Source organism: Flavobacterium sp. ZT3R18, from assembly GCF_007097385.1.
In the GTDB taxonomy this organism is placed as follows: Bacteria; Bacteroidota; Bacteroidia; order Flavobacteriales; family Flavobacteriaceae; genus Flavobacterium.
The window spans coordinates 151,534-178,064 of sequence record NZ_VJZS01000003.1; the positions used below are offsets into that span (position 1 = coordinate 151,534).

General features: G+C 33.5%; 23 protein-coding genes. 10 read left to right on the forward strand and 13 right to left on the reverse strand.

What is annotated here, in order from left to right; genetic code table 11:
* From FNW52_RS05115 to FNW52_RS05130, 4 genes are all read left to right on the forward strand, one after another.
* A complete protein-coding gene (locus tag FNW52_RS05115) occupies positions 1 to 819 on the forward strand; it encodes a hypothetical protein (protein ID WP_143376390.1) in 819 nt (272 codons plus the stop codon).
* A 12-nt stretch (positions 820 to 831) separates the two neighbouring features.
* Positions 832 to 2,085: a dihydroorotase family protein gene (locus tag FNW52_RS05120; RefSeq protein ID WP_143376391.1), complete on the forward strand. Its 1,254-nt coding sequence runs from the start codon at positions 832 to 834 to the stop codon at positions 2,083 to 2,085.
* A gap of 179 nt (positions 2,086 to 2,264) precedes the next feature.
* On the forward strand, positions 2,265 to 2,591 hold the full coding sequence (locus FNW52_RS05125; protein ID WP_143376392.1) for a hypothetical protein: 327 nt from the start codon (positions 2,265 to 2,267) through the stop codon (positions 2,589 to 2,591).
* An 82-nt stretch (positions 2,592 to 2,673) separates the two neighbouring features.
* A complete protein-coding gene (locus FNW52_RS05130) occupies positions 2,674 to 3,315 on the forward strand; it encodes an alpha/beta hydrolase (RefSeq protein WP_143376393.1) in 642 nt (213 codons plus the stop codon).
* Positions 3,316 to 3,661: 346 nt separating this feature from the next.
* Here FNW52_RS05130 and FNW52_RS05135 read toward each other — a convergent pair whose 3' ends face one another.
* Both FNW52_RS05135 and FNW52_RS05140 read right to left on the reverse strand, forming a co-directional pair.
* Positions 3,662 to 4,162: a hypothetical protein gene (locus FNW52_RS05135; RefSeq protein ID WP_143376394.1), complete on the reverse strand. Its 501-nt coding sequence runs from the start codon at positions 4,160 to 4,162 to the stop codon at positions 3,662 to 3,664.
* A gap of 101 nt (positions 4,163 to 4,263) precedes the next feature.
* Complete coding sequence (locus FNW52_RS05140; protein ID WP_143376395.1) at positions 4,264 to 5,028, reverse strand: MBL fold metallo-hydrolase; 765 nt, start codon at positions 5,026 to 5,028, stop codon at positions 4,264 to 4,266.
* A 99-nt stretch (positions 5,029 to 5,127) separates the two neighbouring features.
* Here FNW52_RS05140 and FNW52_RS05145 point away from each other — a divergent pair, with 99 nt between their 5' ends.
* Positions 5,128 to 6,591 carry a TonB-dependent receptor gene (locus tag FNW52_RS05145; RefSeq protein WP_143376396.1) on the forward strand — a complete coding sequence of 488 codons (1,464 nt, stop codon included), beginning with the start codon at positions 5,128 to 5,130 and terminating at the stop codon, positions 6,589 to 6,591.
* A gap of 257 nt (positions 6,592 to 6,848) precedes the next feature.
* On the opposite strand, the gene bcp is transcribed toward FNW52_RS05145, so the two are convergent.
* Positions 6,849 to 7,301, reverse strand: coding sequence for a thioredoxin-dependent thiol peroxidase (gene bcp / locus FNW52_RS05150; RefSeq protein ID WP_143376397.1), 453 nt, complete (start codon positions 7,299 to 7,301; stop codon positions 6,849 to 6,851).
* A 207-nt stretch (positions 7,302 to 7,508) separates the two neighbouring features.
* Between bcp and nth the strand changes: the two genes are divergently transcribed.
* On the forward strand, positions 7,509 to 8,159 hold the full coding sequence (nth, locus tag FNW52_RS05155) for an endonuclease III (RefSeq protein ID WP_143376524.1): 651 nt from the start codon (positions 7,509 to 7,511) through the stop codon (positions 8,157 to 8,159).
* Positions 8,160 to 8,468: 309 nt separating this feature from the next.
* On the opposite strand, the gene FNW52_RS05160 is transcribed toward nth, so the two are convergent.
* Positions 8,469 to 9,053 carry an RNA polymerase sigma factor gene (locus tag FNW52_RS05160; protein ID WP_143376398.1) on the reverse strand — a complete coding sequence of 195 codons (585 nt, stop codon included), beginning with the start codon at positions 9,051 to 9,053 and terminating at the stop codon, positions 8,469 to 8,471.
* 398 nt (positions 9,054 to 9,451) lie between these two features.
* On the opposite strand from FNW52_RS05160, the gene uvrA reads away from it, so the two are divergent.
* Positions 9,452 to 12,247: an excinuclease ABC subunit UvrA gene (gene uvrA / locus FNW52_RS05165; protein ID WP_143376525.1), complete on the forward strand. Its 2,796-nt coding sequence runs from the start codon at positions 9,452 to 9,454 to the stop codon at positions 12,245 to 12,247.
* Between the two features lie 87 nt (positions 12,248 to 12,334).
* On the opposite strand, the gene FNW52_RS05170 is transcribed toward uvrA, so the two are convergent.
* From FNW52_RS05170 to FNW52_RS05200, 8 genes are all read right to left on the reverse strand, one after another.
* Positions 12,335 to 12,634: a hypothetical protein gene (locus tag FNW52_RS05170; protein WP_143376399.1), complete on the reverse strand. Its 300-nt coding sequence runs from the start codon at positions 12,632 to 12,634 to the stop codon at positions 12,335 to 12,337.
* A gap of 274 nt (positions 12,635 to 12,908) precedes the next feature.
* Positions 12,909 to 14,600: a mechanosensitive ion channel family protein gene (locus tag FNW52_RS05175; RefSeq protein WP_143376400.1), complete on the reverse strand. Its 1,692-nt coding sequence runs from the start codon at positions 14,598 to 14,600 to the stop codon at positions 12,909 to 12,911.
* Positions 14,601 to 14,733: 133 nt separating this feature from the next.
* Entirely contained in the window at positions 14,734 to 16,197 is a 1,464-nt protein-coding gene (locus FNW52_RS05180) for an oligosaccharide flippase family protein (RefSeq protein WP_143376401.1), read from the reverse strand.
* A 30-nt stretch (positions 16,198 to 16,227) separates the two neighbouring features.
* A complete protein-coding gene (locus tag FNW52_RS05185; RefSeq protein ID WP_143376402.1) occupies positions 16,228 to 17,523 on the reverse strand; it encodes a glycosyltransferase family 4 protein in 1,296 nt (431 codons plus the stop codon).
* A gap of 24 nt (positions 17,524 to 17,547) precedes the next feature.
* A complete protein-coding gene (locus FNW52_RS05190) occupies positions 17,548 to 18,009 on the reverse strand; it encodes a nucleotidyltransferase (RefSeq protein WP_143376403.1) in 462 nt (153 codons plus the stop codon).
* Between the two features lie 4 nt (positions 18,010 to 18,013).
* The gene (locus FNW52_RS20675; RefSeq protein WP_185965923.1) at positions 18,014 to 18,169 is read right to left on the reverse strand and encodes a hypothetical protein; all 156 of its coding nucleotides are present in this window, start codon (positions 18,167 to 18,169) and stop codon (positions 18,014 to 18,016) included.
* 156 nt (positions 18,170 to 18,325) lie between these two features.
* Positions 18,326 to 20,755, reverse strand: a complete 2,430-nt coding sequence (locus FNW52_RS05195) for a YfhO family protein (protein WP_143376404.1) — start codon at positions 20,753 to 20,755, stop codon at positions 18,326 to 18,328.
* 210 nt (positions 20,756 to 20,965) lie between these two features.
* A complete protein-coding gene (locus tag FNW52_RS05200) occupies positions 20,966 to 21,247 on the reverse strand; it encodes a DUF4834 family protein (protein ID WP_143376405.1) in 282 nt (93 codons plus the stop codon).
* 136 nt (positions 21,248 to 21,383) lie between these two features.
* On the opposite strand from FNW52_RS05200, the gene FNW52_RS05205 reads away from it, so the two are divergent.
* Positions 21,384 to 22,334 carry a transporter gene (locus FNW52_RS05205; RefSeq protein ID WP_143376406.1) on the forward strand — a complete coding sequence of 317 codons (951 nt, stop codon included), beginning with the start codon at positions 21,384 to 21,386 and terminating at the stop codon, positions 22,332 to 22,334.
* Between the two features lie 20 nt (positions 22,335 to 22,354).
* The gene (locus FNW52_RS05210; protein ID WP_143376407.1) at positions 22,355 to 23,473 is read left to right on the forward strand and encodes a GTP cyclohydrolase; all 1,119 of its coding nucleotides are present in this window, start codon (positions 22,355 to 22,357) and stop codon (positions 23,471 to 23,473) included.
* 113 nt (positions 23,474 to 23,586) lie between these two features.
* On the opposite strand, the gene FNW52_RS05215 is transcribed toward FNW52_RS05210, so the two are convergent.
* A complete protein-coding gene (locus FNW52_RS05215) occupies positions 23,587 to 24,849 on the reverse strand; it encodes a pyridoxal phosphate-dependent aminotransferase family protein (RefSeq protein WP_143376408.1) in 1,263 nt (420 codons plus the stop codon).
* 408 nt (positions 24,850 to 25,257) lie between these two features.
* On the opposite strand from FNW52_RS05215, the gene FNW52_RS05220 reads away from it, so the two are divergent.
* A complete protein-coding gene (locus FNW52_RS05220; RefSeq protein ID WP_143376409.1) occupies positions 25,258 to 26,046 on the forward strand; it encodes an NYN domain-containing protein in 789 nt (262 codons plus the stop codon).
* Positions 26,047 to 26,531: the final 485 nt, after the last annotated feature.

The window sequence follows — 26,531 nt, forward strand, 5'->3', positions numbered from 1 at the left end:
ATGAGTCAAGCCAATCTATTTATATTAATTCCAGAAAATAATCCAAAATTTCATTGGATTAACAATCTTGATATACTTATAAATGAAAAAAATGTGGTTTCATATCTTGAAAATCTAAAATCCCTCAAAGAAACAGTCCAATTCGAAAATTACAATGGGTATTACGATAGTGAGTCTTACACTAATTTATTCAAACATTTTGAAATAATTGAAGACTGCTTCCCTAATCCAATTAAAAGAAGATTACACTCGCTTTTTTCTGATTTTTTTGATTGGAGAAAAAACACTGCTCAATTAAATCAAAATAATTATACAATTTTCAATCAAGGAATAGAAAACCATACGTTATGCGAAGTTACTCAAAGACAAAATAATGATAGCGGAAATCCTTTCGCTTTGCTAAACCATCAAGCAATTTCAACAGCAAACTCATCAATCGAAATCACGATTAACGAACGAACTACAGAATCAATAGAAGTCTTATCAAATATAGAAGAAATGACACAGTGGTTTTCAGAGAATCGAATTCCTAAAAGAAATTTCCAACCAATTCCTAAGCACAACATTCCTAATCCAATCCATCGAAAGGGAGAATTAATAAGTCCTTTGTACGGTAGTCCCGAAAACGCAACGGCAATATTAAAAAAGGCAATTGGAATAAATTCAAGAGAACTTTTTGGCTATGATGAATCAAATGAAATGGTGATTGTTTTCAAATTTGAAAATAACACACCCCAAAATCAATATCACGGGTATCACGTAACCCAAGATTCGGAAGAAATTCCTAAAGAAATAAAAAACAAATTATTCAATAACTAGAAACCGAATTCTATGAAAATAATCATCCGAGGCGCCAAAATTATCGATTCGAAAAGTCCCTTTCACAACCAGACTGTAGATCTTTTAATTGTAGATGGTTTTATAAAAAAAATGGGGGCGGCACTTCCAAATACCGATAACGCCGAAGAAATAAAACTAGAGAACCTACATATTTCCCAAGGATGGTTTGACAGTAGTGTTTCCCTTGGAGAACCAGGTTTTGAAGACAGAGAAACGATCTCAAATGGACTGGATGTAGCTGCCAAAAGTGGTTTTACCGCCATAGCATTGCAACCCAACTCCTTCCCGATTATAGACAATCAAGCGCAAGTTAATTTCGTAAAAAACAAAGCCAATGGTTTTGCCACAGAACTTTATCCAATTGGTGCTTTAACCAAGGAAAGCGAAGGTAAAGACATGGCCGAATTGTATGATATGAAAAATTCGGGTGCTGTTGCCTTTGGCGATTATACCAAAAGTTTAGACAATGCCAATTTGCTAAAAATAGCTTTGCAATACGTACAAGATTTTGATGGTTTGGTTATTGCTTTTGCACAAGACGACAAAATAAAAGGGAATGGTGTTGCCAACGAAGGTGTTGTTTCGACTCGATTAGGACTGAAAGGTATTCCTAATTTGGCCGAAGAACTGCAAATTGCCAGAAACTTATTTTTATTAGAATATACAGGGGGAAAAATGCATATTCCAACTATTTCTTCAGCAAAATCGGTGCAATTAATTAAAGAAGCTAAAGCAAAAGGATTGCATGTTACTTGTAGCGCAACCGTTCATCATTTGGTTTTAACCGATGAAAAACTAGAAGAATTTGACACCCGATACAAAGTAACTCCGCCATTGAAAACCGAAAGCGATAGACAAGCATTACTTAATGGAGTTCTGGACGGAACCATCGATATGATCACATCCGACCATAATCCGATAGACATAGAACACAAAAAAATGGAATTTGATATGGCCAAAAACGGAACTATCGGACTAGAAAGCGCTTTTGGTGCTTTATTGACCGTACTTCCATTAGAAACTATAATCGAAAAATTCACAGTAGGAAAAGCGATTTTCAGCATTGCAAACCACAGTATTAAAGAAGGTGAAATTGCCAATATTACTTTATTTAATCCCGAAGGAAATAGTGTTTTCACCAAAGAAAATATACTTTCAAAATCAAAAAACTCTGCCTTTCTAGGTACCAATCTAAAAGGTAAAGCGTATGGGATTTTGAATCAAGGAAAATTAATTTTAGGATAATAAATAGATTTATCCTCAACAGTGTGAGCAGCCTTAAATTAAAGAAAAAAGTTAGCCACGAATTACACTAATTTGCACAAATTTCTTGAAATTTAAATGAATTAATTCGTGACTAATTCGTGAAATTCGTGGCTAAATAAAATTAACCCAAGATAACTGTGGTAGAACCACTAAATAGCATGAACAACACTATCGAAGCTGGAAAAACAGCAGCCATTACCAGTTATATTTTAGGAATTGGTGTATTTATAGCGATGTCTATGAATGCCGAAGACAAAAATGAATTCGCCTCTTTTCATATCCGTCAAGGATTGGGACTTACCCTTACTTTTATTTCCTTGGGATTAATCATCAGCAATTTCAACAGTTTAATGATTTCAGCACCTATGTGGGTTTTCATTTCTGTTTTATGGTCTTATGGCATTTTCAGTGCTATAAAAGGGGAAACAAAACCCGTTCCATTGTTGGGAATTTATTTTCAAAAATGGCTCAAAAGCATTTCTTAATTTTAGTCCCGATAATTATCGGGAGTAGATTAACGATTTATGATTGAAGATTTAAAAAAAAACTAACAATACAAACAAAAAAATGTCTTTAGAATATAAAATAAGAGAACCCAAAGTAATTTTAGACAAAAACCCACTTATACTCATGCTTCACGGCTATGGAAGCAACGAAGCCGATTTATTTTCGTTTGCTCCTGAATTACCTGATGAGTATTATGTTATCTCCGCTCGCGCTCCTTATGACTTACAATATGGGAGTTACGCTTGGTATGCGATCAATTTTGATGCCGATCAAAACAAATTTTCAGATAACGATCAAGCCCGAATATCCAGAGATACAATTGCTGGCTTTATTGATGAATTAACAAGCAACTATCCTATTGATTCTAATGATGTAACGCTTTTTGGTTTCAGCCAAGGATCGATCTTGAGTTATGCTGTAGCACTTTCGTATCCAGAAAAAGTGAATAAAGTAGCAGCCATGAGTGGTTACCTCAATTTAGAAATCGTAGCCGAAGATTACCTAAAAAACAACTTAAGCAAACTTAAAATATTTGCTTCACACGGAACGGTAGATCAAGTAATTCCTGTGGATTGGGCTAGAAAAACACCGGGAATACTAGAGAAATTAGGAGTAGCCATTACCTATAAAGAATACCCTGTGGGTCATGGAGTTGCTCCACAGAATTTTTATGATTTAAAGAATTGGCTTAGCGGTAAATAGTCTTCAGTCGCAGTTTTCAGTTTTCAGTCACTACCGAGATGGGAATAAGTTTTCCAGTCGCAGTCTCAGTTTTAAGTTACTACCGAGATGGGAATAAGTTTTCCAGTCGTAGTCTCAGTTTTCAGTCACTACCGAGATGGGAAATAGTTTTCAGTCGCAGTTTTCAGTTACTACCGAGACTGAAAACTAAAAGCTTTTTTATACGATTTCTACAAACTGAAAACTGCGACTGAAAACTGAAAACTTTTTTATACGATATCTACAGACTGAAAACTGAGACTGAAAACTGAAAACTTTTTTATACGATATCTACAGACTGAAAACTGAGACTGAAAACTGAAAACTCCTATTTCTGATATAGAAAAGACTGATTTACTTCAAAAGAAACACTTTCATCTTCGTTGATAAAATATTTCAGCAGCACTTCTCCCCAATATTCTCCGTCGCTATAATCAGCAATTATCCAACGGTGGTTCAAGACTTTTACTTTATTGATCAAAAATTTATTGGCTCCCAATTGTTCTTGCCCAGTATAAGGATTTCCTTTTGGATTCGAATTTAAATCCAATAGTTGTGCCGTAACATACGGAATTAAGGTAGCATAATTTCGAATTTTATCCGACTTAGCCGATTCAAAATAATTTTGGGCGTTTTCATTTTTTTCTAATGAAAAATAATTCGCATCAGACAATTTATTGCTAACGGATTGCAAACTGTCTTTTAATCTGGTTGTTGTTTTTTTATATTTTTCTTGCTCAAAAGTCACCTCTTTGCTTAAAAACATATAGGTATAAACATTAAAGACTAAAGACAAAATTAAAGCGTAAAGGAGTAATGAATTTTTCATGTGAAGATAATATTTGTTTTTTAATGGAACATGGTATCGCCATTCTTAGTTCCAATTTATGATTTTTGAATCATGGCGATTTCATATATTTATTGATTCAATTAAATTGTAATTTCTAAATTATCGTAAGCCAGGAAAACATTGTTTGGAAGTTCTTTTTGCACTACTTCATGAAAACCTAAAATATGGCTAATGTGTGTAATATAGGCCTTTTGGGGTTTGACCAAAGCTATAAAATCTAATGCTTCTTGCAAATTAAAATGACTATCATGAAGCTCTTCGCGTAAAGCATTGACCACCAAGACTTTTAAATTTTTTAATTTTTCAATTTCAATTTCTTCAATAGTTTTAACATCAGTTAAATAGGCAAAATCATCAATCCTGTACCCAAATACCTGAAGATTACCATGCATAACATTGACAGGAATTGCCATTTTATCACCAATTAAAAAAGGTCGGTCATTTTCGACTTCAATCGTTTTTACAGAAGGGGCTCCTGGGTATCTATTTTCGGTTTCAAAAATATAATCAAAACGTTTTTTAAGGTTTTCAATAACTCGTTTATGAGCATAAACAGGCATCACTCCTTGCCTAAAATTAAAGGGGCGAATATCATCTAAACCAGCAGTATGGTCAGAATGTTCATGCGTAAAAAGAATTTCATCTACTTTTTTACAATTGCTAGTCAGCATTTGTTGTCTAAAATCAGGACCGCAATCGATAACGCAAGAATGACTATCCCAAGATATCCAAACCGAAACTCGAAGCCTTTTATCCTTACTATCAGCACTTTTACATACTTCATGGTCACTCCCTATAATAGGAATTCCTTGCGATGTACCTGTTCCTAAAAAATATACCTTCAACTGTGTTTCTTTTTTTTACAAAAATAGAATTAATTCTCTTTCATTAGCTGCCTATTTCATTAACTTTGTAACATAATTACCGTATTTAAACAAAAAAAAATGGAAGCCAAAAAGATAAAACTAAAAGGAGATAAATTTATCGAACAAATCCCTTCTTTAAAGGACAAAGCACTTCGTATCAATTTGAATGAAAACATATACGGAACTTTTGCCGAAATTGGGGCTGGTCAAGAAACAGTAAGACATTTTTTTAGATCAGGTGGATCTTCTGGAACAATCGCAAAAGCCATGTCTGCTTATGATAAGGACTTTAGTGATGCTGTTTATGGAATTGAAGAAGACGGTCGTTATGTAACAGAAAGCAGACTCAAAAAGATGCTTACTTTTGAAGGTAAGTTGATTGAAGAACGATTAAGTAGAACAAAACATCCTAACAAAATGTTTTTTAGTTATGCCAATACAGTTGCCACTATAGACTTTGCCAAACAATTTAAAGGACATGGATGGGTCGGAATTAGATACCAACTCGATCCAAACGAAGCCTACAATGAGATTATTATCCACATTCGTTTCAAAGAAACGGATTCTAGATTACAACAAGAAACCCTTGGAGTACTTGGAGTGAATTTAATTTATGGTGCCTTTTATAAATACAACGATCCCAAAAAATTATTACGCTATTTATACGACCACTTAGACAAAGACCAATTAGAAATTGACACTATCAATTTCTCAGGCCCACGTTTTGCCGATGTTGACAACCGATTGATGAGCTTACAATTGGTAAAAAATGGCATGACCGATGCAGTAATGTTCAATCCCGAAGGTAAAAACATACTTCCAGCCGCAATTTTATACAAGAAAAACATCCTTGCTTTTAGAGGTAGTTTCCGTCCGGTTACCAACGTAAATATGGACATGTATGAAAAGTCATTAAAAATGTTTCTGGAAGAAAATAAAGTAGAAAAAGAAAATACTTTAGTGATTTTTGAAATTACGTTATCCAATCTTCGTTCTGATGGTGAAATTGACGAAAGAGACTTTATGGATCGAGCCGAATTACTTTGTTCATTAGGTCAAACCGTAATGATTTCAAATTTCCAAGAATATTACAAAGTAGTCGAATATTTCTCTAATTATACCAAGGCCAGAATGGGTCTTGCTATGGGAGTAAATAACTTGATTGACATCTTTGACGAGAAATACTATCGTCACTTAAGCGGTGGAATACTAGAAGCTTTCGGAAAATTATTCTACCGTGATATGAAAGTATTTTTATATCCAATGCTAGGGGAAGACGGAGAAACCATAACCTCTGAAAATCTAAAAGTACATCCTAGAATGAAAGAGCTCTATAAATTCTTTAAATTCAATGGAAAAGTAGTAGATATTGACGATTACAATCCTGATATTTTACAAGTGTTCTCTCGCGAAGTATTAAAAATGATTAGCGAAGGAAAACCAGGTTGGGAATCTATGTTACCGGCTGGGGTTTCGGAAATTATCAAAGAGCAACACCTTTTTGGATATCATCCCAATACACTTTTAAGTGCTAATAACTAAGTAATAATAACCTGTTCGTACTAAACATAAAAATCCAAGAAAGACAAATTGTTTTTCTTGGATTTTTTTTGAAAAATTCCACTTCAAAATTGTCATTCCGAGGAACGAGGAATCTCCACAAGTAGCTCGACAATCCCAATATAATCAGCTCTTTTACTCATAACATAACGGCAAAGACAATATTGTCGAGTTACTTGCGAAGATCCTTCCTTCGTCAGGATGACAATATTGAGGAATCGGTACTGATCACTGAACACTTATTTCAATATCTGATCAGCGTGGGCTTTGGTCTTAACTTCTGAAATCACTTCGTCTATAACTCCATTTTCGTCAATTACAAATGTCGTTCTATGAATTCCATCGTATTCTCTTCCCATAAACTTTTTGGGTCCCCAAACTCCAAAGGCATTGATAACCGATTTATCCTCATCAGCTAGTAATGGGAATTGAAATTCGTATTTATCTTTAAACTTGGCTTGTGCTTTTGCACTATCGGCACTTACCCCTAAAATTGCGTAATTATTGGCTTGAAAACGTTCGAAATTATCTCTTAAATCACATGCTTCTGCCGTACAACCTGGAGTCGAAGCTTTTGGATAAAAGAAAACCACTAATTTTTTTCCTGTATAATCTGCCAATTGATGCAATTTCCCATCTTGATCTAAGCACGAAAAACTAGGTGCTTGATCTCCTTTTTTTAATGTGGTCATAATTTATTTTAGATTTTAGATTACAAATTTAGATTTTAGAAAATAGAAAATAGAGTATCGAGTAAAGATTTTAGGATTAAAAATTCACCATTCTCATTGTAATTGAAATTGAAATTGAAATTGACATTGAAATTGCTATTGTAATTGAATTTTGACATTGCAATTGCCATTGAAATAGTTTTTCTTTACATCTCAAATCTAATGAAAATGACCAAACAGGAACGTGTAACATTTGTTATCAATACATTAAAAGAATTATACCCTACGATTCCTATTCCGCTAGACCATAAAGATCCTTATACTTTGCTGATTGCCGTTTTGCTTTCGGCTCAATGTACAGATGTGCGGGTAAATAAAATCACACCAATACTTTTTGCCAAAGCAGATAATCCGTATGATATGATCAAAATGTCGGTGGAGGAGATTAAGGAAATAATTCGTCCTTGCGGCTTATCACCTATGAAATCGAAAGGAATTCATGGATTGTCTCATATTTTGATTGACAAACATAACGGCGATGTACCTCAAAGCTTTGAATATCTAGAAGAATTACCAGCGGTAGGTCATAAAACTGCCAGCGTGGTCATGTCGCAAGCTTTTGGAGTTCCTGCATTTCCGGTGGACACTCACATTCATCGATTGATGTATCGTTGGAATTTGACCAATGGTAAAAATGTGGTTCAAACCGAAAAAGATGCCAAACGCATTTTTCCTGAAGAATTATGGAATGATTTACACCTACAAATTATTTGGTACGGACGTGAGTATTCGCCTGCGCGAGGCTGGGATCTGGAAAAAGATATAATCACCAAAACGATTGGAAGAAAAACAGTATTGGATGACTATCTAAAAAAGTAAACCTATTATAAAAAACAAATTTCACTAATCTTTTAAAAAAATTAGTGAAATTTATTATTCAAGTCTAGCATTTCTAAAACTTGAAATTCTTTCTTTAAGATCTGAAAGGAGATATTAATTGACTATGATTTCAAAAACCTCCCCATCAATTTTGACAATTTTCAATGCCTTAGAGTAATTTAATAAAAAAGAAACGACCTCTTTATTTGGTTTCATTTTTTTTGGGGTTTTTGACTTTTTAAAGTAATTCTTTTCCATAAGTATAAAAAATTTATTTTATATTACAACGGAAGAATTCTCTATTTATTATCAATTCGTCAAAACAATTTGATTTTTATCTATTATTTTTCTCAAATTCATTAAAGCATAACGCATTCTACCTAAGGCCGTATTGATACTTACACCCGTTATTTCTGAGATTTCTTTAAAACTAATGTCGTGATACATTCGCATAATCAATACTTCTTTTTGATCTGCAGGAAGCCCTTCTATTAATTTTCTAATATCCTTTTCTACTTGATCAGCAATGATCTTATTTTCAATAGTTAACGAATCGTCAGACATGATTGAAAAAATAGAAAACTCTTCTGTTTCTCTAAACAAAGGCATTTTTTTGGCTTTTCGAAAATGGTCAATAATTAAATTGTGAGAAATTCGCATTACCCAAGGCAAGAACTTCCCTTCTTCGTTATAGGAATTGGTTTTTAAAGTTTTTATCACTTTAATAAATGTATCTTGAAAGATATCATTTGAAACATCTCTATCTGAAATTTTGGAATATATAAATCCATAAATTTTAGACTCATGTCTTTTGATTAGTGAAGCCAATGCACTTTCGTCACCAGCAACATAATCCTTTACCAATAAAGCGTCTGATACTTGAATATTAGCCATAACATTTCCTTTTAGATATAATTAAGTTTGGGGAATTTTCTAAAAAGTAGTTTTGCTGTATAGGCCTTGTGAATTATTACAGGTTAATGGAGTCACAAATTTAACACAATTTTATCTTATTACACAATAAAAAACATGATAAATGTTATTTTATTTAAAACAACACCCCTTCTTCGAGATTATTTAGAGACAAAAATTCACTGCTTTTATTTTGCCTGCTTTTTAATTCATTAAACATTAAAAAAATCTTCCAGATTATTAAAGAAAACATCCAGATTTTAAGATTGGCAAATCATCCCATTTTAGACTCCCTACTCCATATAAATTTCGAGTGTAGTTCATAATTGATAGACATTCACATACTAAAATTAAGTACTTTTGTGGAAATTCATTTTAGTATGCCAATTGACATTTCCAAACTCGACCCGAAGAAAAACATCATTATAAAAGGAGCGCAAGTACATAATTTAAAAAATGTAGATGTGGCCATTCCCAGAAATAAACTTGTGGTTATTACTGGACTTTCGGGATCTGGAAAATCAAGTTTGGCTTTTGATACTTTGTATGCCGAAGGACAACGTCGCTATGTAGAAAGTTTATCTTCCTACGCTAGACAATTCTTGGGTCGATTGGATAAACCAAAAGTAGAATACATCAAAGGGATTGCGCCAGCTATTGCCATAGAGCAAAAGGTAAATACCACCAATGCGCGTTCTACAGTAGGAACATCAACAGAAATTTACGATTACATCAAATTACTATTTGCTAGAATCGGCAGAACATATTCACCAATTTCAGGTCTAGAAGTCAAAAAAAACACCGTTACTGATGTGGTTACGGAAGTCAAAAAATTTGTGCTTGACAGCAAATGGCTACTCCTCGCCCCTATTCATCTCGAAGAAGGAAGACAATTGGAAGACAAACTAAAAGTCTTATTGCAACAAGGATTCGCAAGGATTTTGGTCAATAATGAGATGGTTCGTTTGGATGATTTTACCACTGCAGAGCAACATACTTTAGATCATAAAGATATTCTACTCATAATTGACAGAATCGTAGTCAAAGAGGAAGAAGAGTTTTACAATCGATTATCAGATGCTGTACAAACTGCTTTTTTTGAAGGAAAAGGGATTTGCTATTTACAAGAATTAAATTCAGATAATAGGCTTTCGTTTTCGAATAATTTTGAATTGGATGGCATTACTTTTCTAGAACCTAACGTTCATTTATTTAGTTTCAACAATCCGTATGGAGCTTGCCCTGCTTGTGAAGGCTACGGAAACATTATAGGAATCGATGCAGAGTTGGTCGTTCCCAATACTTCGCTCTCTATTTTTGAAAATGCCATATTTCCTTGGCGTGGCGAAAGTATGGGCTGGTTTCGAGACGAATTGGTCAACCATGCCTATAAATTTGATTTCCCTATTCACAAACCTTACTTTCAACTGACCGAAGAGCAAAAAGACTTGATTTGGACGGGAAACAAATACTTTCAAGGGCTGAATGACTTTTTTAAAGAATTGGAAGAGAAAAATTATAAGATTCAAAATCGAGTAATGCTTTCTCGTTATAGAGGCAAAACCAAATGCCATGTCTGCAAAGGAAAACGCTTGAGAATTGAAGCATCTTATGTGAAAATTAATGGCAAAACGGTTTCTGATTTGGTTGATTTACCAATCAAACACTTGGTTGAGTTTTTCAAAAACATTGATTTGGATGAATACGAAAAACAAATTGCCAAACGATTATTAATAGAAATCAATAATAGACTGTCTTTTTTAACCGAAGTGGGTTTGAATTACTTGACCTTAAACAGAAATTCAGCAACACTTTCCGGCGGGGAATCACAACGTATAAACTTAGCAACTTCTTTAGGTAGTAGCCTTGTGGGGTCTATGTACATTCTGGATGAGCCAAGTATTGGTTTACACCCAAAAGACACCGAACGCTTGATAAAAGTGCTGTTGTCTTTGCGTGATTTAGGCAATACCGTGATTGTGGTTGAACACGATGAAGACATTATGAAAGCGGCCGATATGATTATCGACATTGGCCCCGAAGCGGGAACACTGGGCGGAAATCTAGTAGCACAAGGTACTTATGACGAAATCCTCCGTTCGACTTCGCTCACGGCACAATACCTCAATGGCAATTTAGAGATTGCTGTTCCCAAAAAACGAAGACCTTTTAAAAATTTTATCGAAATAAAAGGCGCCAGAGAAAACAATCTCCAAAATATTGACGTTACTTTTCCGCTTGATGTTTTAACAGTCATTACAGGAGTTTCGGGCAGTGGAAAAAGCACACTTGTCAAGAAAATCCTTTTTCCTGCCATGCAGAAAAAACTGGATAATGCTGGAGAAAAAGCAGGGCAATTTAGCGAGCTTTCTGGTTCTTTTTCGCAAATTAAACACATTGAATATGTAGATCAAAATCCTATTGGTAGAAGCTCTCGATCCAATCCTGTAACCTACATCAAGGCCTATGATGACATTCGGGAATTGTATGCCAAAGAAAAATTGTCTAAAGTAAGAGGTTATCAAGCCAAACATTTCTCCTTTAATGTCGATGGCGGAAGATGTGAAACCTGCAAAGGGGAAGGATCCATAAATGTCGAAATGGTTTTCATGGCCGATGTACAATTGCCTTGTGAAACCTGCAACGGAAAACGTTTCAAAAAAGAAGTCTTAGAAGTCGCTTTTGATGGCAAGAACATTCATGATATTCTAACAATGACCATCGATGATTCTATAGCATTCTTCGAAAAAAATAAACAAACAAAAATCACCCAAAAACTACAGCCCTTGCAAGATGTAGGTTTAGGTTACGTACAACTGGGACAGTCCTCATCGACACTTTCTGGAGGAGAGGCTCAACGTATCAAACTCGCTTCGTTTTTAGTCAAAGGAGCTACCAAAGAGAAAGCGCTGTTTGTATTTGACGAACCTACAACAGGATTACACTTTCATGACATTAAAAAACTATTAAAATCCTTTGATGCCTTGATAGAAAAAGGACATTCTATACTGGTAATAGAACACAATCTTGACTTAATAAAATGTGCGGACTGGGTAATTGATCTTGGCCCTGAAGGAGGCGAAAATGGCGGATTATTATTAGCCGTAGGAACTCCCGAAGAAATCGTAAAAAACAAAAAATCAATTACAGCAAAATATTTAAAGGAAAAATTATAACCGAATACTTTTTATTTATTTGAAATAAAAAAGCCACTTCACAACTAGTATTGAGTCGTGGCTTTTCTATAAAATCTAAAAAATGCATTATCCCATATAACAATTCTCTTCGAAAATATTTCCGTCTTCATCTATAGCAATCAATATTTTTTTAGTTCTAGAAGATACCTGAGTTAAATACAACCACGGCAATGACCACATTCCAAAAGTAGCACAACAAACAAAAAAATTAAAACCATGATTTACTTTTTTTCCTTCTTTGACTAGAATGGTAAAAGGCATTTTATCATTTCGTTCTACAATAACAAAACCATTTTTGATTTTATCAGCAATTGTGTTTGTAAACTTGTTTAATTTATTTTGATTAATAAATTGATTTTTTATCATTTAAGTATTTATTTGATTACACTTTTATAATATCTGTTAGAATATTGCAAAATTACATCCTGCAAATAGAACAGGCAATACCCACTTTTAGTGATATTTCAAAACATGAAACGCAACTACCTAACAATCAATAGATTGCAAAATAAAATAAAAATTAAAAACAAAAATTATCGCTACAAAACACATTATAAAATAATTCATCAATATTAACTTACATAAATTAGTGGTGAAATAGGCGCTAAAAACAGAAAACAAACCAAATTACCCCTAAAAATCATTTTTTTGTGACATCAACATTAAAGGCAGGTGATTTATATTCGGAATTTAAATAATTATTCGGCGTAGTGGTTTTATTTCCATCACGAAGCGCATTGTAATGAGGAGACATGATTTCGAGACCTGCTTCATTAAAACAGTCCTGAATATTTTGATGCAGTTTAGAATAAATTAAAGGCTGTTGAGTAGGCTGCTTTGTGTACCCATTAATTTCATACGAAACATAAAAATCATCAAGACTGGTCTGCAATACAAACGGAGCAGGAATTGACTCTAACAAATCAGTTCTTGTAGCGGCATTAATAAGGGCTTTATGAACTTCTTTCCAATCAGTATCATAGCCTATCGTAACAGTAGTGTGAATGACCAGACCATTTGAATCGTCTTTTGTATTAGACGAATAATTTATGGACGAACTGGATAAAACAGTCGCATTAGGAATGGTAATATCTTCAAATTTAGAAGTTCGAATCCTCGTAACCAATGCTGTTTTTTCGAGTACAGTTCCGCTTACATCACCAATTTTAATAAAATCACCCGTTTTAAAAGGTCGCATATACGTAATTACTAATCCAGCAATCATGTTAGCGATAGCATTAGAAGAACCTAAAGAAAACAAAATTCCTATAAAAACCGAAACACCTTGAAAAATAGGAGAATTAGATCCCGGCAAATACGGAAAGATGATCACCACCATAAAAGCATACATCAAAATCTTAATGATATTAAAAGTAGGGATAGCCCAATCACTATAAAACCCATCTATTTTTATTTGTCCCTTATGTATTTCATTTACAAAAAACTTAATTGCTTTTATGAGGTAGACAAACAGCAGTACAATTACAATAATAGAAAACAAATTAGGCAAGAAATGAACAAATCCCATCAATGCAGATTTAGCCGGAGAAAAAATCCATTTTAAAAGTATAGTTGCATAGTGCTTTGTTGCCGGAAAAACACTAAAAAGCACGGGTAATGAAATATAAAGCACAAATACTAAGACAACAATTCGGATTATACCAATTATTCTCAAAACAAATTCAAGCTGTTTATCAGGAGAAAAGACGTAGGATTCCTTTACTTTAAGACCTGTTAGATGTTTTTCTTTATTCCTGATTACATACAATTTAAACCATCTAAACAATCTATTTATTATCCATACTATTAAAATGATTATTACCAGAAGTAGTACCGACAATCCAATACGTTTCAACCAATTACGCTCCGAATTATACTCTTGTTGATAGAGAATGGTTTTATTAATTATAGAACGATTTTTTTGAGCCAAAGAAAAACTATTATCTCCCACCACTTTGGCATCTGATTCTGTAACTGACATAATTATAAAATCTCTTTTATAAACGACATCAACACTTCCGTCAGATGTACTTACTAGCAAAGAATCCGGGCTATAGAATGGATCATTATAAAGCGAATCAATTCTACTAGCAATTGCAGTAGCACGATTTTCGGCCTTAAAAGATCCAATTTTATTGTAGATAAAGAATAAAGTATCCTTAAATGGAGCAACTGGATATCCAACTAATTCATTCTTTTTTTCGGGTGGTATTGGTTTATCAAGTTTGCCTTTCTCTATTATACGTTTTTTGCTGTCACTAACTTGTGCAAATAATATCGTTGAAGACAAAAGAAATAAAAACAGTAGGACTACACTTCTAAACTTTTTCATCTTTTTTTTTATTTAAATACTTAGCATAAAAGCGCTTAATCATACTAATAAAGCGTCTATACTAACAAATATAAATAAAAGTGAATGACTAATTTTTAAAATGAGTACATAAAAAAAGAAATTGTTTGGCTATTTACTTTATAAATTTCTGAATCAATTTATCAAGAACTTGATTAATCTCTACAGAAATCACAAATTTATAATTGACATAAATATAGACTACCGTCACTAAAAACGATTTTAATACAATACCAACGATAGGATGAAAAGGAAATTGCCAAAAGTAAAACAACAAAAATAGTACAAACGTAATTGCCAAAGAATGTAACGTTTGATTGGTAAATGGATACAAATGCAGTTTTTTTACAACAAATAATAATTTGGCTAAACTATATAAAGTGATCGACAATAAGGTAGCAAATGCCGAACCTATAATCCCAAAAACAGGAATAAAAATCATATTTAGACCAATAGTCAAAGCGACTAATCCAACACCCAAAAACAAAACGGTTCTATAATATTTTGTATTAAAAATAATAGCATTGTTGTTCCCTAATATCAAATCAAAATATTTAGACAAACCAATCATAAACACTACCATAATACCACCACTATACTCTTTTGGCACCATTTCATATAGTTGGTCAATATTGACAAAAATACAAAGCATCACAAATCCCCCAACCATTTGAAGATTAATAGATGTTTTTTTATACAAGTTATTCAATTCGTCATGCTTGTCTTCATGCATTAATTTTGCCGTAATTGGATATACAATTTGATGCATCGCCCGACTGGGTACCGATATTACTAAAGCGATATAGGTTGCTACCGAATAGAATGCGATATTCTCAATCTTCATGTATTGATTGAGCATAATCTTATCTCCATCCAAAAGTAAATTAGCGACACTGCCTGATAAGATAATATAAAAAGTATATTCTAAAATTCCTTTGACATTTTCTGGAATTTCAAATTGGAAAACTGGTTTTTTAATTCGAAATGCATAAAACATAGTTGTCAAAAAAGCTACAAAATAAATACCCGCAGTTAAATAAATAAAATCAACGGCTGTAATCCATTTAAAATAGATGCCTAAAAGAGCTACTAACGAAAACAACCGCAAGCCTACTTCCTTAATAAAATTACCAAAAACGGAATGCATATGTACTCTAGACCATGCATAGAAAATTTCAAAATAGGCCATGCAAAGACCAATGAAAGGAATAAGCCAAATGAAATTTTTTACTATTGGATTTTTCTTAGTTACAAAAAATGCAATCTCATCATAAAAAAATAAACCAATTAAGATGATTGGAATACTTAACAAAATAGGAAATAATACAGTAAAAGATAAAAACTGATTTTCCTCTTTCTCTGTTTTGCATTGCGAATAAAACTTAACCAATGTGTTTTGCATTCCAATAGCAAACAAAGGCATTATTACATTTGCACAAGACAAAATATAATTAGATAATCCATAAAATGTTTTACCTAAAATGGGAGGGAATAAAAAAAGTGTACTAATACCTCCAATTGCAAAACCGATATAAGTGATTATTGTGTTTTTTAAAGACTGATTTAAGACTATGCCCATTAATAGATTTTAGATTGTTGATTAACGATTTTAGATTTCTGATTGATTAATCAATTGTGCCAATTCTTTGGTTAAATGCTGCCTGGAATATTTTTGCAAACCTACAGCATACGATTGTAAATTCCCCTCTAAAAACTGATTATAATACTTTAAAATCAAAGTTTTCAATTTCAATTTCTCGGTATATTCAAAAAATACTCCTGTGTTGGTCTCTTTAATAATTTCAGCAAAATCAGATTCGGCTGGACCAATAGCAATAATAGGTCTGTTAGAAACCATATACTCGAATAACTTTCCGGGAATTATACTTTTGGTTTCCTCCGAATCAATTTCGATCAGCAACAAAACCTGTGAATTCCTTTGATGCATTACGGCTTCTGAATGCGACACATAGCCTAAATTATGCAAATAAGAATTCAACCCAAACTGTGAAATCGTTTCTAATACTTCTTGACTAACCGCCCCTATCAATTTTATCTCCAAATGAGACTTAAAATCTGGAACTTCCGCCAAAAGTTCAATCAAACTTTCCCATAAAATAGCTGGATTTCTTTCCGAAAGAAAGGAACCAATATGCGCCAAACTAAACTTTGTATCCAGACTTAACTTTACTACTTCCTCCGTATCATATCCATTGGTGATAATAGCGATAGGTTTATTGGTAATATCTTCAAATTCGGTTTTGGTCGTTTTGCTGGTCACAATAATAGTATCTGCAGTATTCAAAACCTGATATTCTAACGCTTTGTGTTTTCTGGCAGCTCTTGTCGATAGTTTCAAGGATTTATGATATCCTATGGTGGTCCAAGGATCACGAAAATCTGCAAACCAAGTAAGGTTTAACTTTTGCTTTAAGCTTAAACCAATCAAATGCAAACTATGGGGTGGTCCAGACGTAACAATGGTATCGATATTATTTTCTACTATATATTTTTCTAAATAGGAAACCGATGGTTTTACCCAATACACTCGTGCATCAGGTATAAATAAGTTTCCTCGAATCCATAACAAAGTCTTATCCAGAAAAGATTGTTTCTTCTGATTTGGAATAATACCCGAACTGATTTTTTTGGTTTTATTTTTAGAAAAAAACGAAGCCAGTTGATAAGGTTCGAAAATTTTGTTTTTTAAAATAATTGCCTTTTCCGAAACTTCACTTTCTAAATTAGCATCAATAATGGGATAGGTTGGATTTTCGGGTATGTAAACTATCGGCTGAATATCAAAATCAGGTAAATATTTTACAAACTTAAGCCAACGCTGTACCCCTGGCCCACCTGCTGGTGGCCAATAATACGTTATGATGAGGATTTTTTTTGAGTTCAATTTTAATGGTTTTGTGATATTGAATTATAAATTTCTATTTAATTTCTCAAGCTCTTCAATATCTAACAAATCTTTTGGACGATTTGCAGCTTTCTTGGCAATGATTAAATTTTCATAATCTATAAAATAAACTGGAATATCACTAATTTCTGTAATGTATGCTTTTTCTAAAAGTTGTTCAAACGTGGTGTTTTCTAAACCTTTTACGGAGGTCATAATATCTAATCGCAAATTAAAATTCAATGTAATATCTGTCCATCCAGGAATAAATTGCATTGTATTTAAATTTTCAAAATCTCCTATTCCCGCCTGTTTTAAGGCCTCTCTTAAATTTTCTCTATTCTCGATTGAATCTTTTATAAAAATATCGATATCACCCGTATTTCGTCCATAGCCATAGATATTCACAGCAAACCCGCCTATAGTCAAATATTTAACTTTATTTAAAAAGAAGTATTTCCAAATTTCTACTATTTGACTATTCATTGAATTAATTAGTTTTTTTAACGGTTTTCAAAAGATAAGAAATTTCTATAATAGCCATCAATTTTTCAAAACGTTGTTGTGGTGTCATTTTTTTTATCTCTTCGATATACCTTGCTTCCATTATAGAAGGATGAGCATGATTTAATATAGTTGCTTTCATTTTTTTTAAATAACTAATCAAATTTACAAAATTAACTTTATCTATTTTCCTAAAGTCGCAAGTCATAAAGTAAAATACATAAAAGTCTCATTATCATTGAATTAAAATCATTTCCAACTACTCCTTTTAGCTTGACTTGAGGACAATTAAGACCTTTTACTTGTAACTTTTAAATATTTTAATTCTTTTCTTTCTCTCAAAGTAAATCCCACCAACTAAAAGAAACAACATCCCAATACAACTTAAAAGCGTAATCGCACTTCCGGTTTTCACAACCTGAGGGTCAAACTTGAACTCTATAGTGTGTTTACCCGCAGGAACCACAATCGCTCTCAAAGCATAATCGGCTCTCATAATTGGAGTTTCTTTACCATCTACAAGGGCTTTCCAACCTTTTTCATAATACATTTCAGAGAAAACAGCCAAACCATCTTTTGAATTGGTTGATGTGTACTTCAAGTTATTCGGCTTATAAGAATCTAAAGTTATAGTTGCCGAACTGTCTTTGGCGAAAGCCTTATTTTTAATGGCAGCAAATTCAGTTTCATTAACAACCGCCACCGCTTTAGAATTTAATTTATCCAAAGCTTTCATTTCTGCATCCGAATTTTGAACCCATTTTACCTGACTCACAAACCAAGCATTTCCATTGGCATCTGGATTGATAATTGGATATTCTTTCCCTTCTTTATCCGTTTGAATCACATACTTAACATTCAACATATTAAGCACTTCAGTGTTATTTTTGGCGATTTGATAATCAAACAATTGTTGCATTCTTTGAGGTTTTACTGCGCTATATCCACCAATTGCTTTATGAAAATAAGATGTTCTGGCTTGCATCAAACCCTGTATATCAAACACACGATAATTTGTTGGGTCTTTTAAAATTTCTGTATCAGTAGGGGTTTCTTGAAAAGGAACTTCAACTTCTCTAGAATTTATAAAATCTTTATTAGAAACATAATTCTTATCCACAAAAAACAAATCGGAAACCATAAACAAACCAACTAAAATAATTGCAGTATTTTGGGCCATCTTATTTTTAATAAACAACCATAACACGCCAACTGCAATCAGAATAAAAAATCCTGAACGCAATAAATCAGCACTGTACAACGATTTTCGATCGGATTTTAAGGCATCTACGAAATCAGGTCCATAACTTTGAAGAAAATAACTGTCGTTAGCTGCTGAAAAACTGAACAAACTTTTAGACAAAAACAGAACCAAAATCAGTCCTAAACCAACTGCTCCAGATTGCATCAAGGGTTTTAATTGCTTTTCTTTTTCTAATTTAAAAAAAGATTGCAATCCCATAATGGCCAATACAGGGAAACACAATTCCAAAATAACTTGAATGGAGGACACCGCCCTAAACTTATTGTACATCGGAATATAATCGATACAAAAATCCGTTAATGCAGGGAAGTTTTTCCCCCAAGAAAGGATTAAAGTAACAATCGCACCACCTAGGAATGCATATTTAATTTTTCTTTCATCAATAAACAAAGCTAAAACTCCCAAAAAGAAAACCACCGCTCCTATGTATGCAGGAGCAGACACACCTGGCTGATCTCCCCAATAGGTTGGCATGGCAGAAACAAAATCAGTTGCTTGTGCTTCTGGCACTCCTTGTGAAATCATAAACTCAAACATACTGCTGTCTGTTCCGACCTTTTCATTATTAGAACCTCCAAAAAGTCTAGGTGCAATCAAGTTAAAACTTTCGGCAATTCCATAGCTGTATTCCGTAATATAATCACGAGACATAGCCACGTCAGTAGTTCTTTTGGTTCCATCAGGATTAAAGCTTAAATTACTTTTCCCACGAGTGCTAAAATTAGCATATTCGGCTGTTGCCAATAAGTTAGTTGCATTGGCACCAATAGCAAAAATTCCAGCGATGAAAAGCGTCCCAAGGGAATACATTAAAGTTTTATATTCCTTTGCTTTTATTGCTTCGTAAATAAAATAACCAGAAAGGATCAATAACAAAATCAATAAATAATAAGTCATTTGAAAGTGATTGGCATTTACTTCTAATGCAACCGCAAACATGGTAAGCAATCCTCCCCAAATGTATTTTTTTTGAAAAACCAAAATAAAACCAGCAACAACCAGTGGCATATAAGCAATGGCGTGTGCTTTGGCATTATGACCCACTCCAAGAATAATGATCAAATAGGTTGAAAGACCAAAAGCCAAAGCGCCGAAAAAGGCTTTTAGCGGATCAGCTTTTAGAACCAACAGTAAGCCATAGAACCCAAGAAAATAAAGGAATAAATAATCGGCAGGACGTGGCAAAAATCGCAATACATCATCAATTGCACCAATATAATCGTGAGGATACTTGGCTCCCAATTGATACGTTGGCATTCCTCCAAAAGCGGAGTTTGTCCAATAAGGTTCCTCTTGGTGGGTTGCTCTAAAATCATTTTGTTCTTTGGCCATTCCCGTATATTGGGCAATATCCGATTGAAAAATTTGTTTTCCTTGCAAAACAGGAAAGAAATAAAGGGTAGAAACTAGTACAAAACCAAGTATGGCCAGTGCATGCGGAAAGAACTTTTGAAGTTGCTTCATTAATATGATTTTAGATTTTAGATTGAGGATTAACGTCCCGATAGCTATCAGGATTGAATTCAGATTTATCACGATATCGAAGTTTCGGGACGGGAGATATTTTAGATTAAAAACTTATGAATTAATGATTTAGATTTCGTGATAACAACAACATTGCCTTCTTCAGGAGATTCAACACATCTTAAATCAGAAATCGTTAATCAGAAATCATCAATCAATTTCCTCATAATCTACATAATCCCCCACTTTTTTTGTTTCGCGAGGATTTTTGTCATTAGCGGTATTGATTATAATTTCATCATTATTGGGCGTTTTATTCCAAGTCGTATTCTGAGTTTGCTGCTGTTGCTGCTGAAAATTTTGCCCTGCTTTTTCTACCACCTTTTTAACTAATAAAGGTAAAAACAATCGAGCCAAAAATTTAAAAATATAATAGAAAGCGATCATGTAAAATATCGCTTTTATAAAACCCGAAAAAGAGGCTGTTTGCATAATCATATAATTTTTGGACAAAATTAATAAATCCAACTCGAAACTTTGGGACAAAATAAAAATATCATTCATAAATAAATGATAAAATATAGTACATTTGAAATGCGTTATCCCTTTTCAACTCAAATAATTTAGTATGTTCACTATCAAAAATTTATTTATTGCAGCAGTTTTTTTGATTCCAACAATTCATTACGGACAACACACCGATCAAATCAATTCGAATAGACCAGGCGAATCCATGTCGGCTTTTGCCGTCGGAAAAACCGTTATTCAGGTAGAGACTGGTGTTTTTGGGATCCAAGAAAGTCATAATTTATCAAAATATGATGCCAACGGGTTTGGGATTGATATGGAATTAAGATATGGAGCATTCCTAGAAAGTCTCGAATTTATAGCTGATATTCAATATGTAAACGAAAGATTTACCTACCCGATGAGAATTGACGATAGAGCCGATTTTAAACAAAGCGTTTTGGGAGCGAAATATTTAATTTATGACCCTAATAAAGGGTATAAAAAAGAAGTGGATTTATACAGTTGGAAAGCCAATCATAAATTCAATTGGCATCAAGTTATCCCCGCAGTAGCCGTATTTGCAGGTGCCAATTATACAGGTGCCAATAATCCATTCTATTTCTCACCTCAATCGAGTTTCTCCCCAAAAGCCGCTTTGATTTTACAAAACCATTTAGGCGATGGAAGCTGGGTTTTTGTAACCAATATTATTTATAATTATATAGCAACCGATTACCCTAGTTTGAGTTACATCGTTACACTAACCAAAGGAATTAATCCTAAATGGTCTGCCTTTGTAGAAAACCAAGGGATAAAAAGTGATTTTTATAGCGATGCAATCGTTCGAGGTGGCGCTGCTTATTTGATCAACAAAAACCTGCAAGTAGATGCTTCCTTAAGCACCAATTTTAAGAATACCCCTTCTATTCTTTACGGAGGAGTGGGCGTATCATGGCGTTATGATGGCCGTTATAAAGAAGTTCATCTCTTAAGCAAAGAAGAACAAGCAGCCGAAAAAATGGCGAAAAAGACCCATTCAAGAAAACAAAGCAAAAAATCTAAGAAATAAAAACATAGTTCCCGAAAATAATGATTACCATACAAGAAGCCAAGACAAAAAACGAGCTAATCGAATTTATAAAATTTCCTTTTTCCTTATACAAAGACAATCCGTATTGGGTGCCGCCAATTATTGCCGATGAATTGGAAACGTTTGACAAAACCAAAAATCCCGCTTTTGAAAGTGCCGAAGCAAACTTTTATGTCGCTTATAGAAACGATACAATTGTAGGTCGAATTGCGACAATCATCAACTGGGACGAAGTCAATCACCAACAAAAAAGAAAAGTTCGTTTTGGTTGGTTTGATGTTATTGATGATCTAGAAGTAACCAAAACATTGCTTGAAAAAGTATATGAATTGGGAAAAAAAAACAATCTTGAATATGTAGAAGGCCCAATGGGATTCTCCAATCTGGACAAAGTAGGAGTTCTTACCGAAGGCTTTGACGAATTAGGAACTATGATTACATGGTACAATCATCCTTATTATGCCACCCATTTTGAACAATTAGGCTACGTAACCGAGAAAGAATACCTAGAAAACAAATTCCCATTTGCCAATGCCAAACCTGAGTTTTTCGAAAAAATAAATGAGTTAGTCAAAAAAAGATACCAACTCAAACCCATCAATTTTAAATCGACCAAAGCCGTGATGCCTTACGTCGATAAGATGTTTGATTTATTTAATGAATCGTATGCGAACTTATCTTCGTTTGTAGCCATTTCAGACGTTCAAAAAGAATACTTCAAGAAAAAATACATCAGTTTCATTAATCCAGAATACATCAAATATGTAGAAGACAAGGATGGAAATCTAGTGGCTTTTGCTATTGTGATGCCTAGTTTTTCGAAAGCATTACAAAAAGCCAACGGTAAATTATTCCCTTTTGGTTTCCTGCATTTACTAAATGCAAGACGCAACAGTAAAGATGTTGTTTTCTACCTTATTGGCGTACATCCAGAATATCAAAACAAAGGAGTAACAGCCGTAATTTTTAGTGAATATCACAAAACATTTACCGAAAAAGGAATTGAAAACTGTTTCAGAACCCCTGAATTATCAGACAATATAGCGATCCAGTTAATTTGGAAAAATTTCAATCCTGTAGTGCATTGCAGAAGAAAAACGTTTAGAAAAGAGTTGTAGTTTTCAGTCGCAGTCGCGGGTTGTCAAAAATAAAAAAATCCATTCACAAAGCGAATGGATTTTTTTAAATGCAATCTTAAGTACTGAAAACTGAGACTGAGACTGAAAACTATCTAAGCGTCCAAATCAACTTTAGTTCTGCTAGCGATTTCTTTATACGTTCCGTTTTCTAATCTTTCACGAATGTCTTCAAATGCTGTAAGTGTTTCATCAATATCAGATAAAGTATGCGAAGCAGTTGGTATCAATCGCAATAAAATCATCCCTTTTGGAATAACTGGGTAGATTACAATCGACAAGAAAATACCGTAATTCTCTCTCAAATCATTCACCATCACCATAGCTTCTGGTACACTTCCTTCAAGATAAACCGGAGTCACACAAGTATTAGTATCCCCAATATTGAAATTTCTAGTTCTCAAACCACTTTGCAATGCATTAACATTTACCCAAAGTTTGTCTTTCAATTCAGATGAGTTTCTTAGCAATTCCAAACGCTTCAAAGAACCAATGGTTTGAATCATAGGCAACGATTTAGCAAACATTTGAGAACGCAAATTGTATTTTAAGTAATCAATAATGTCTTTATCGGCAGCAACAAAAGCACCAATGTTAGCCATTGATTTTGCAAACGTAGAGAAATAAACATCAATTCCGTCTTGACAATCTTGCTCCTCACCTGCTCCAGCACCTGTTTTACCAAGTGTACCAAAACCATGTGCGTCATCAACAAGTAAACGGAAATTGTATTTCTTTTTCATTTCTACAATCTCTTTCAACTTCCCTTGTTGTCCGCGCATTCCAAAAACACCTTCAGTGATAAACAAAATACCACCACCAGTTGTTTCGGCTAGTTTTGTAGCACGCTCCAGGTTTTTCTCCATGCTTTCGATATCGTTATGACGGTATGTAAAACGTTTTCCGCTATGCAAACGAACCCCGTCAATAATACAGGCATGTGCATCAACATCATACACAATCACATCATTTCTAGTAACCAAAGCATCAATGATAGACACCATTCCTTGGTAACCAAAATTCAACAAATAAGCTGATTCTTTCATTACAAAAGCTGCCAATTCTTCTTCTAGTTGCTCATGATATTTCGTGTGACCACTCATCATTCTTGCTCCCATTGGGGCAGCAGCACCAAACTCGATAGCCGCATCAGCATCCGCTTTACGTACTTCAGGATGATTTGCAAGACCTAAATAGTCATTTAAACTCCAGTTCAAAATATCTTTACCTTGAAATTTCATTCTTGGCCCTAATTCTCCTTCTAATTTTGGAAATACAAAATAACCTTCTGCTTGTGAAGCCCATTTTCCTAGTGGACCTTTATTGTTTTGAATTCTTTCGAATAAATCTTTTACCATAATATATCTATGTACTAGTATTAATTTTAAGAAGTTGCAAAATTAATTATTTAAATTTTATTAGCGTATTGAAAGCAAAATTATTTTTTCTATCCAAAAACCACTTAAAAAAAAATGGCTGTATTCTAAAATAAGCAGCATTTAATTCCAACCATATAAGAAATATAAGATCATTTAAGCTAAATAAAAAAACTTATCTGTTCTTATATTTCTTATATGGTAAACTTTTTATATCTATCAGGGTTAATGCGGTAATCAACAACTTTTTTCAATAAAAACCGTATATTTGAATCAGAATCAGAATCAATGGCAATGGCAATATCAATTTCAATATGAAAATCTAAATTCTAAAAATTGACAATCAAAATAATCTAAAATCAAAAGTCTAAAATCAAAAATAATTTAGGTATGTCTCAAAATACAAAAGAACTAAAACTCGCTGTACTCATTGATGCCGACAATGTTCCCTACAGCAACGTAAAAGGAATGATGGAAGAAATCGCCAAGTTTGGAACCCCAACAACCAAACGTATTTATGCTGATTGGACCAAACCCAATGCCGGAGGTTGGAAATCGGTTTTACTCGAACACGCTATTACACCCATACAACAATACAGTTACACCGTAGGGAAAAACTCCTCCGATTCGGCTATGATTATTGATGCGATGGATTTACTGTATTCGGATAAAGTAGATGGTTTTTGCATTGTTTCCAGCGATAGCGACTTTACAAGATTAGCCATCCGATTAAGAGAATCCGGCATGAAAGTCATCGGAATTGGCGAGAAAAAAACGCCTAATTCCTTTATTGTAGCTTGCGACCGTTTCATTTATATCGAAGTTTTGGATGGCGCCATCAAAAAGAAAAAACCAAAAGCAACCGCTTCAACTACTGCCGCAGATACCAAAGACACAAAAAAAACTACCGAAAAAGAAGTCTCCATAAAAATCGACAATCAAACCATAGAGCTAATAGAAGACACCATCGATGCTATTGGTGATGATGATGGCTGGGCTTTCTTGGGTGATGTGGGAAACCTAATCGTAAAGAAAAAACCCGAGTTTGACCCTAGAAGTTACGGTTTCAATAAACTGACACCTATGTTAAAATCCCTAACCGATATTCTGGAAATAGACGAAAGAGATTCAGATAAAAAAGGAATCAAGCACGTATATGTGCGATTGCGTTATACATAGCCAATTGTATTTTTTTAAAATAGACTTCAATAGTTACAGACATGGGGATGAATTTTCACATCTTTCTAATCAAAATTTCCCCTAATATAACGAGACATTAGACTATATCACAAAAAAGGAGGGCGTATGTACCACCCTCCGATTTGTAAGTTCTGATTCATCATTATCTAACTTATACCCTAAACCCGTATAGCTGACTATTGAGATACTTTTTCTAATATTGAAATATTTGTGATATTATATGCTCAAGTAATTAATCAAAACCACAATCAAATGTACAACATGTTTCATTCTAAATGTATATTTATCAATACTTTAACCGTTATTTAACTCGTTTTAATAGACAAACTAAATACTAACAATACAATTCCTAATATTATAGTGTAAATTGATTTAGTTCAATAATTTGTATGCTTGTCCGTGTGTTTACCAAAAATTGTTTTGAATCACGAATTCAAAAGCCAAACCGTAATATTAGATTGAAA

Excerpts from the sequence above, each read along its gene's own strand:
- FNW52_RS05135 (WP_143376394.1), bottom strand. The coding sequence starts at position 4,162 with ATGAAAAATTCATTACTCCTTTACGCTTTAATTTTGTCTTTAGTCTTT.
- FNW52_RS05205 (WP_143376406.1), top strand. The coding sequence starts at position 21,384 with ATGTTCACTATCAAAAATTTATTTATTGCAGCAGTTTTTTTGATTCCA.
- FNW52_RS05170 (WP_143376399.1), bottom strand. The coding sequence starts at position 12,634 with ATGATAAAAAATCAATTTATTAATCAAAATAAATTAAACAAGTTTACA.
- FNW52_RS20675 (WP_185965923.1), bottom strand. The coding sequence starts at position 18,169 with ATGAAAGCAACTATATTAAATCATGCTCATCCTTCTATAATGGAAGCA.
- FNW52_RS05210 (WP_143376407.1), top strand. The coding sequence starts at position 22,355 with ATGATTACCATACAAGAAGCCAAGACAAAAAACGAGCTAATCGAATTT.
- nth (WP_143376524.1), top strand. The coding sequence starts at position 7,509 with ATGACCAAACAGGAACGTGTAACATTTGTTATCAATACATTAAAAGAA.
- FNW52_RS05115 (WP_143376390.1), top strand. The coding sequence starts at position 1 with ATGAGTCAAGCCAATCTATTTATATTAATTCCAGAAAATAATCCAAAA.
- FNW52_RS05130 (WP_143376393.1), top strand. The coding sequence starts at position 2,674 with ATGTCTTTAGAATATAAAATAAGAGAACCCAAAGTAATTTTAGACAAA.
- FNW52_RS05215 (WP_143376408.1), bottom strand. The coding sequence starts at position 24,849 with ATGGTAAAAGATTTATTCGAAAGAATTCAAAACAATAAAGGTCCACTA.
- uvrA (WP_143376525.1), top strand. The coding sequence starts at position 9,452 with ATGCCAATTGACATTTCCAAACTCGACCCGAAGAAAAACATCATTATA.
- FNW52_RS05190 (WP_143376403.1), bottom strand. The coding sequence starts at position 18,009 with ATGAATAGTCAAATAGTAGAAATTTGGAAATACTTCTTTTTAAATAAA.
- FNW52_RS05180 (WP_143376401.1), bottom strand. The coding sequence starts at position 16,197 with ATGGGCATAGTCTTAAATCAGTCTTTAAAAAACACAATAATCACTTAT.
- FNW52_RS05120 (WP_143376391.1), top strand. The coding sequence starts at position 832 with ATGAAAATAATCATCCGAGGCGCCAAAATTATCGATTCGAAAAGTCCC.
- FNW52_RS05195 (WP_143376404.1), bottom strand. The coding sequence starts at position 20,755 with ATGAAGCAACTTCAAAAGTTCTTTCCGCATGCACTGGCCATACTTGGT.
- FNW52_RS05160 (WP_143376398.1), bottom strand. The coding sequence starts at position 9,053 with ATGGCTAATATTCAAGTATCAGACGCTTTATTGGTAAAGGATTATGTT.
- FNW52_RS05220 (WP_143376409.1), top strand. The coding sequence starts at position 25,258 with ATGTCTCAAAATACAAAAGAACTAAAACTCGCTGTACTCATTGATGCC.
- FNW52_RS05145 (WP_143376396.1), top strand. The coding sequence starts at position 5,128 with ATGGAAGCCAAAAAGATAAAACTAAAAGGAGATAAATTTATCGAACAA.
- FNW52_RS05200 (WP_143376405.1), bottom strand. The coding sequence starts at position 21,247 with ATGCAAACAGCCTCTTTTTCGGGTTTTATAAAAGCGATATTTTACATG.
- FNW52_RS05175 (WP_143376400.1), bottom strand. The coding sequence starts at position 14,600 with ATGAAAAAGTTTAGAAGTGTAGTCCTACTGTTTTTATTTCTTTTGTCT.
- FNW52_RS05125 (WP_143376392.1), top strand. The coding sequence starts at position 2,265 with ATGAACAACACTATCGAAGCTGGAAAAACAGCAGCCATTACCAGTTAT.
- bcp (WP_143376397.1), bottom strand. The coding sequence starts at position 7,301 with ATGACCACATTAAAAAAAGGAGATCAAGCACCTAGTTTTTCGTGCTTA.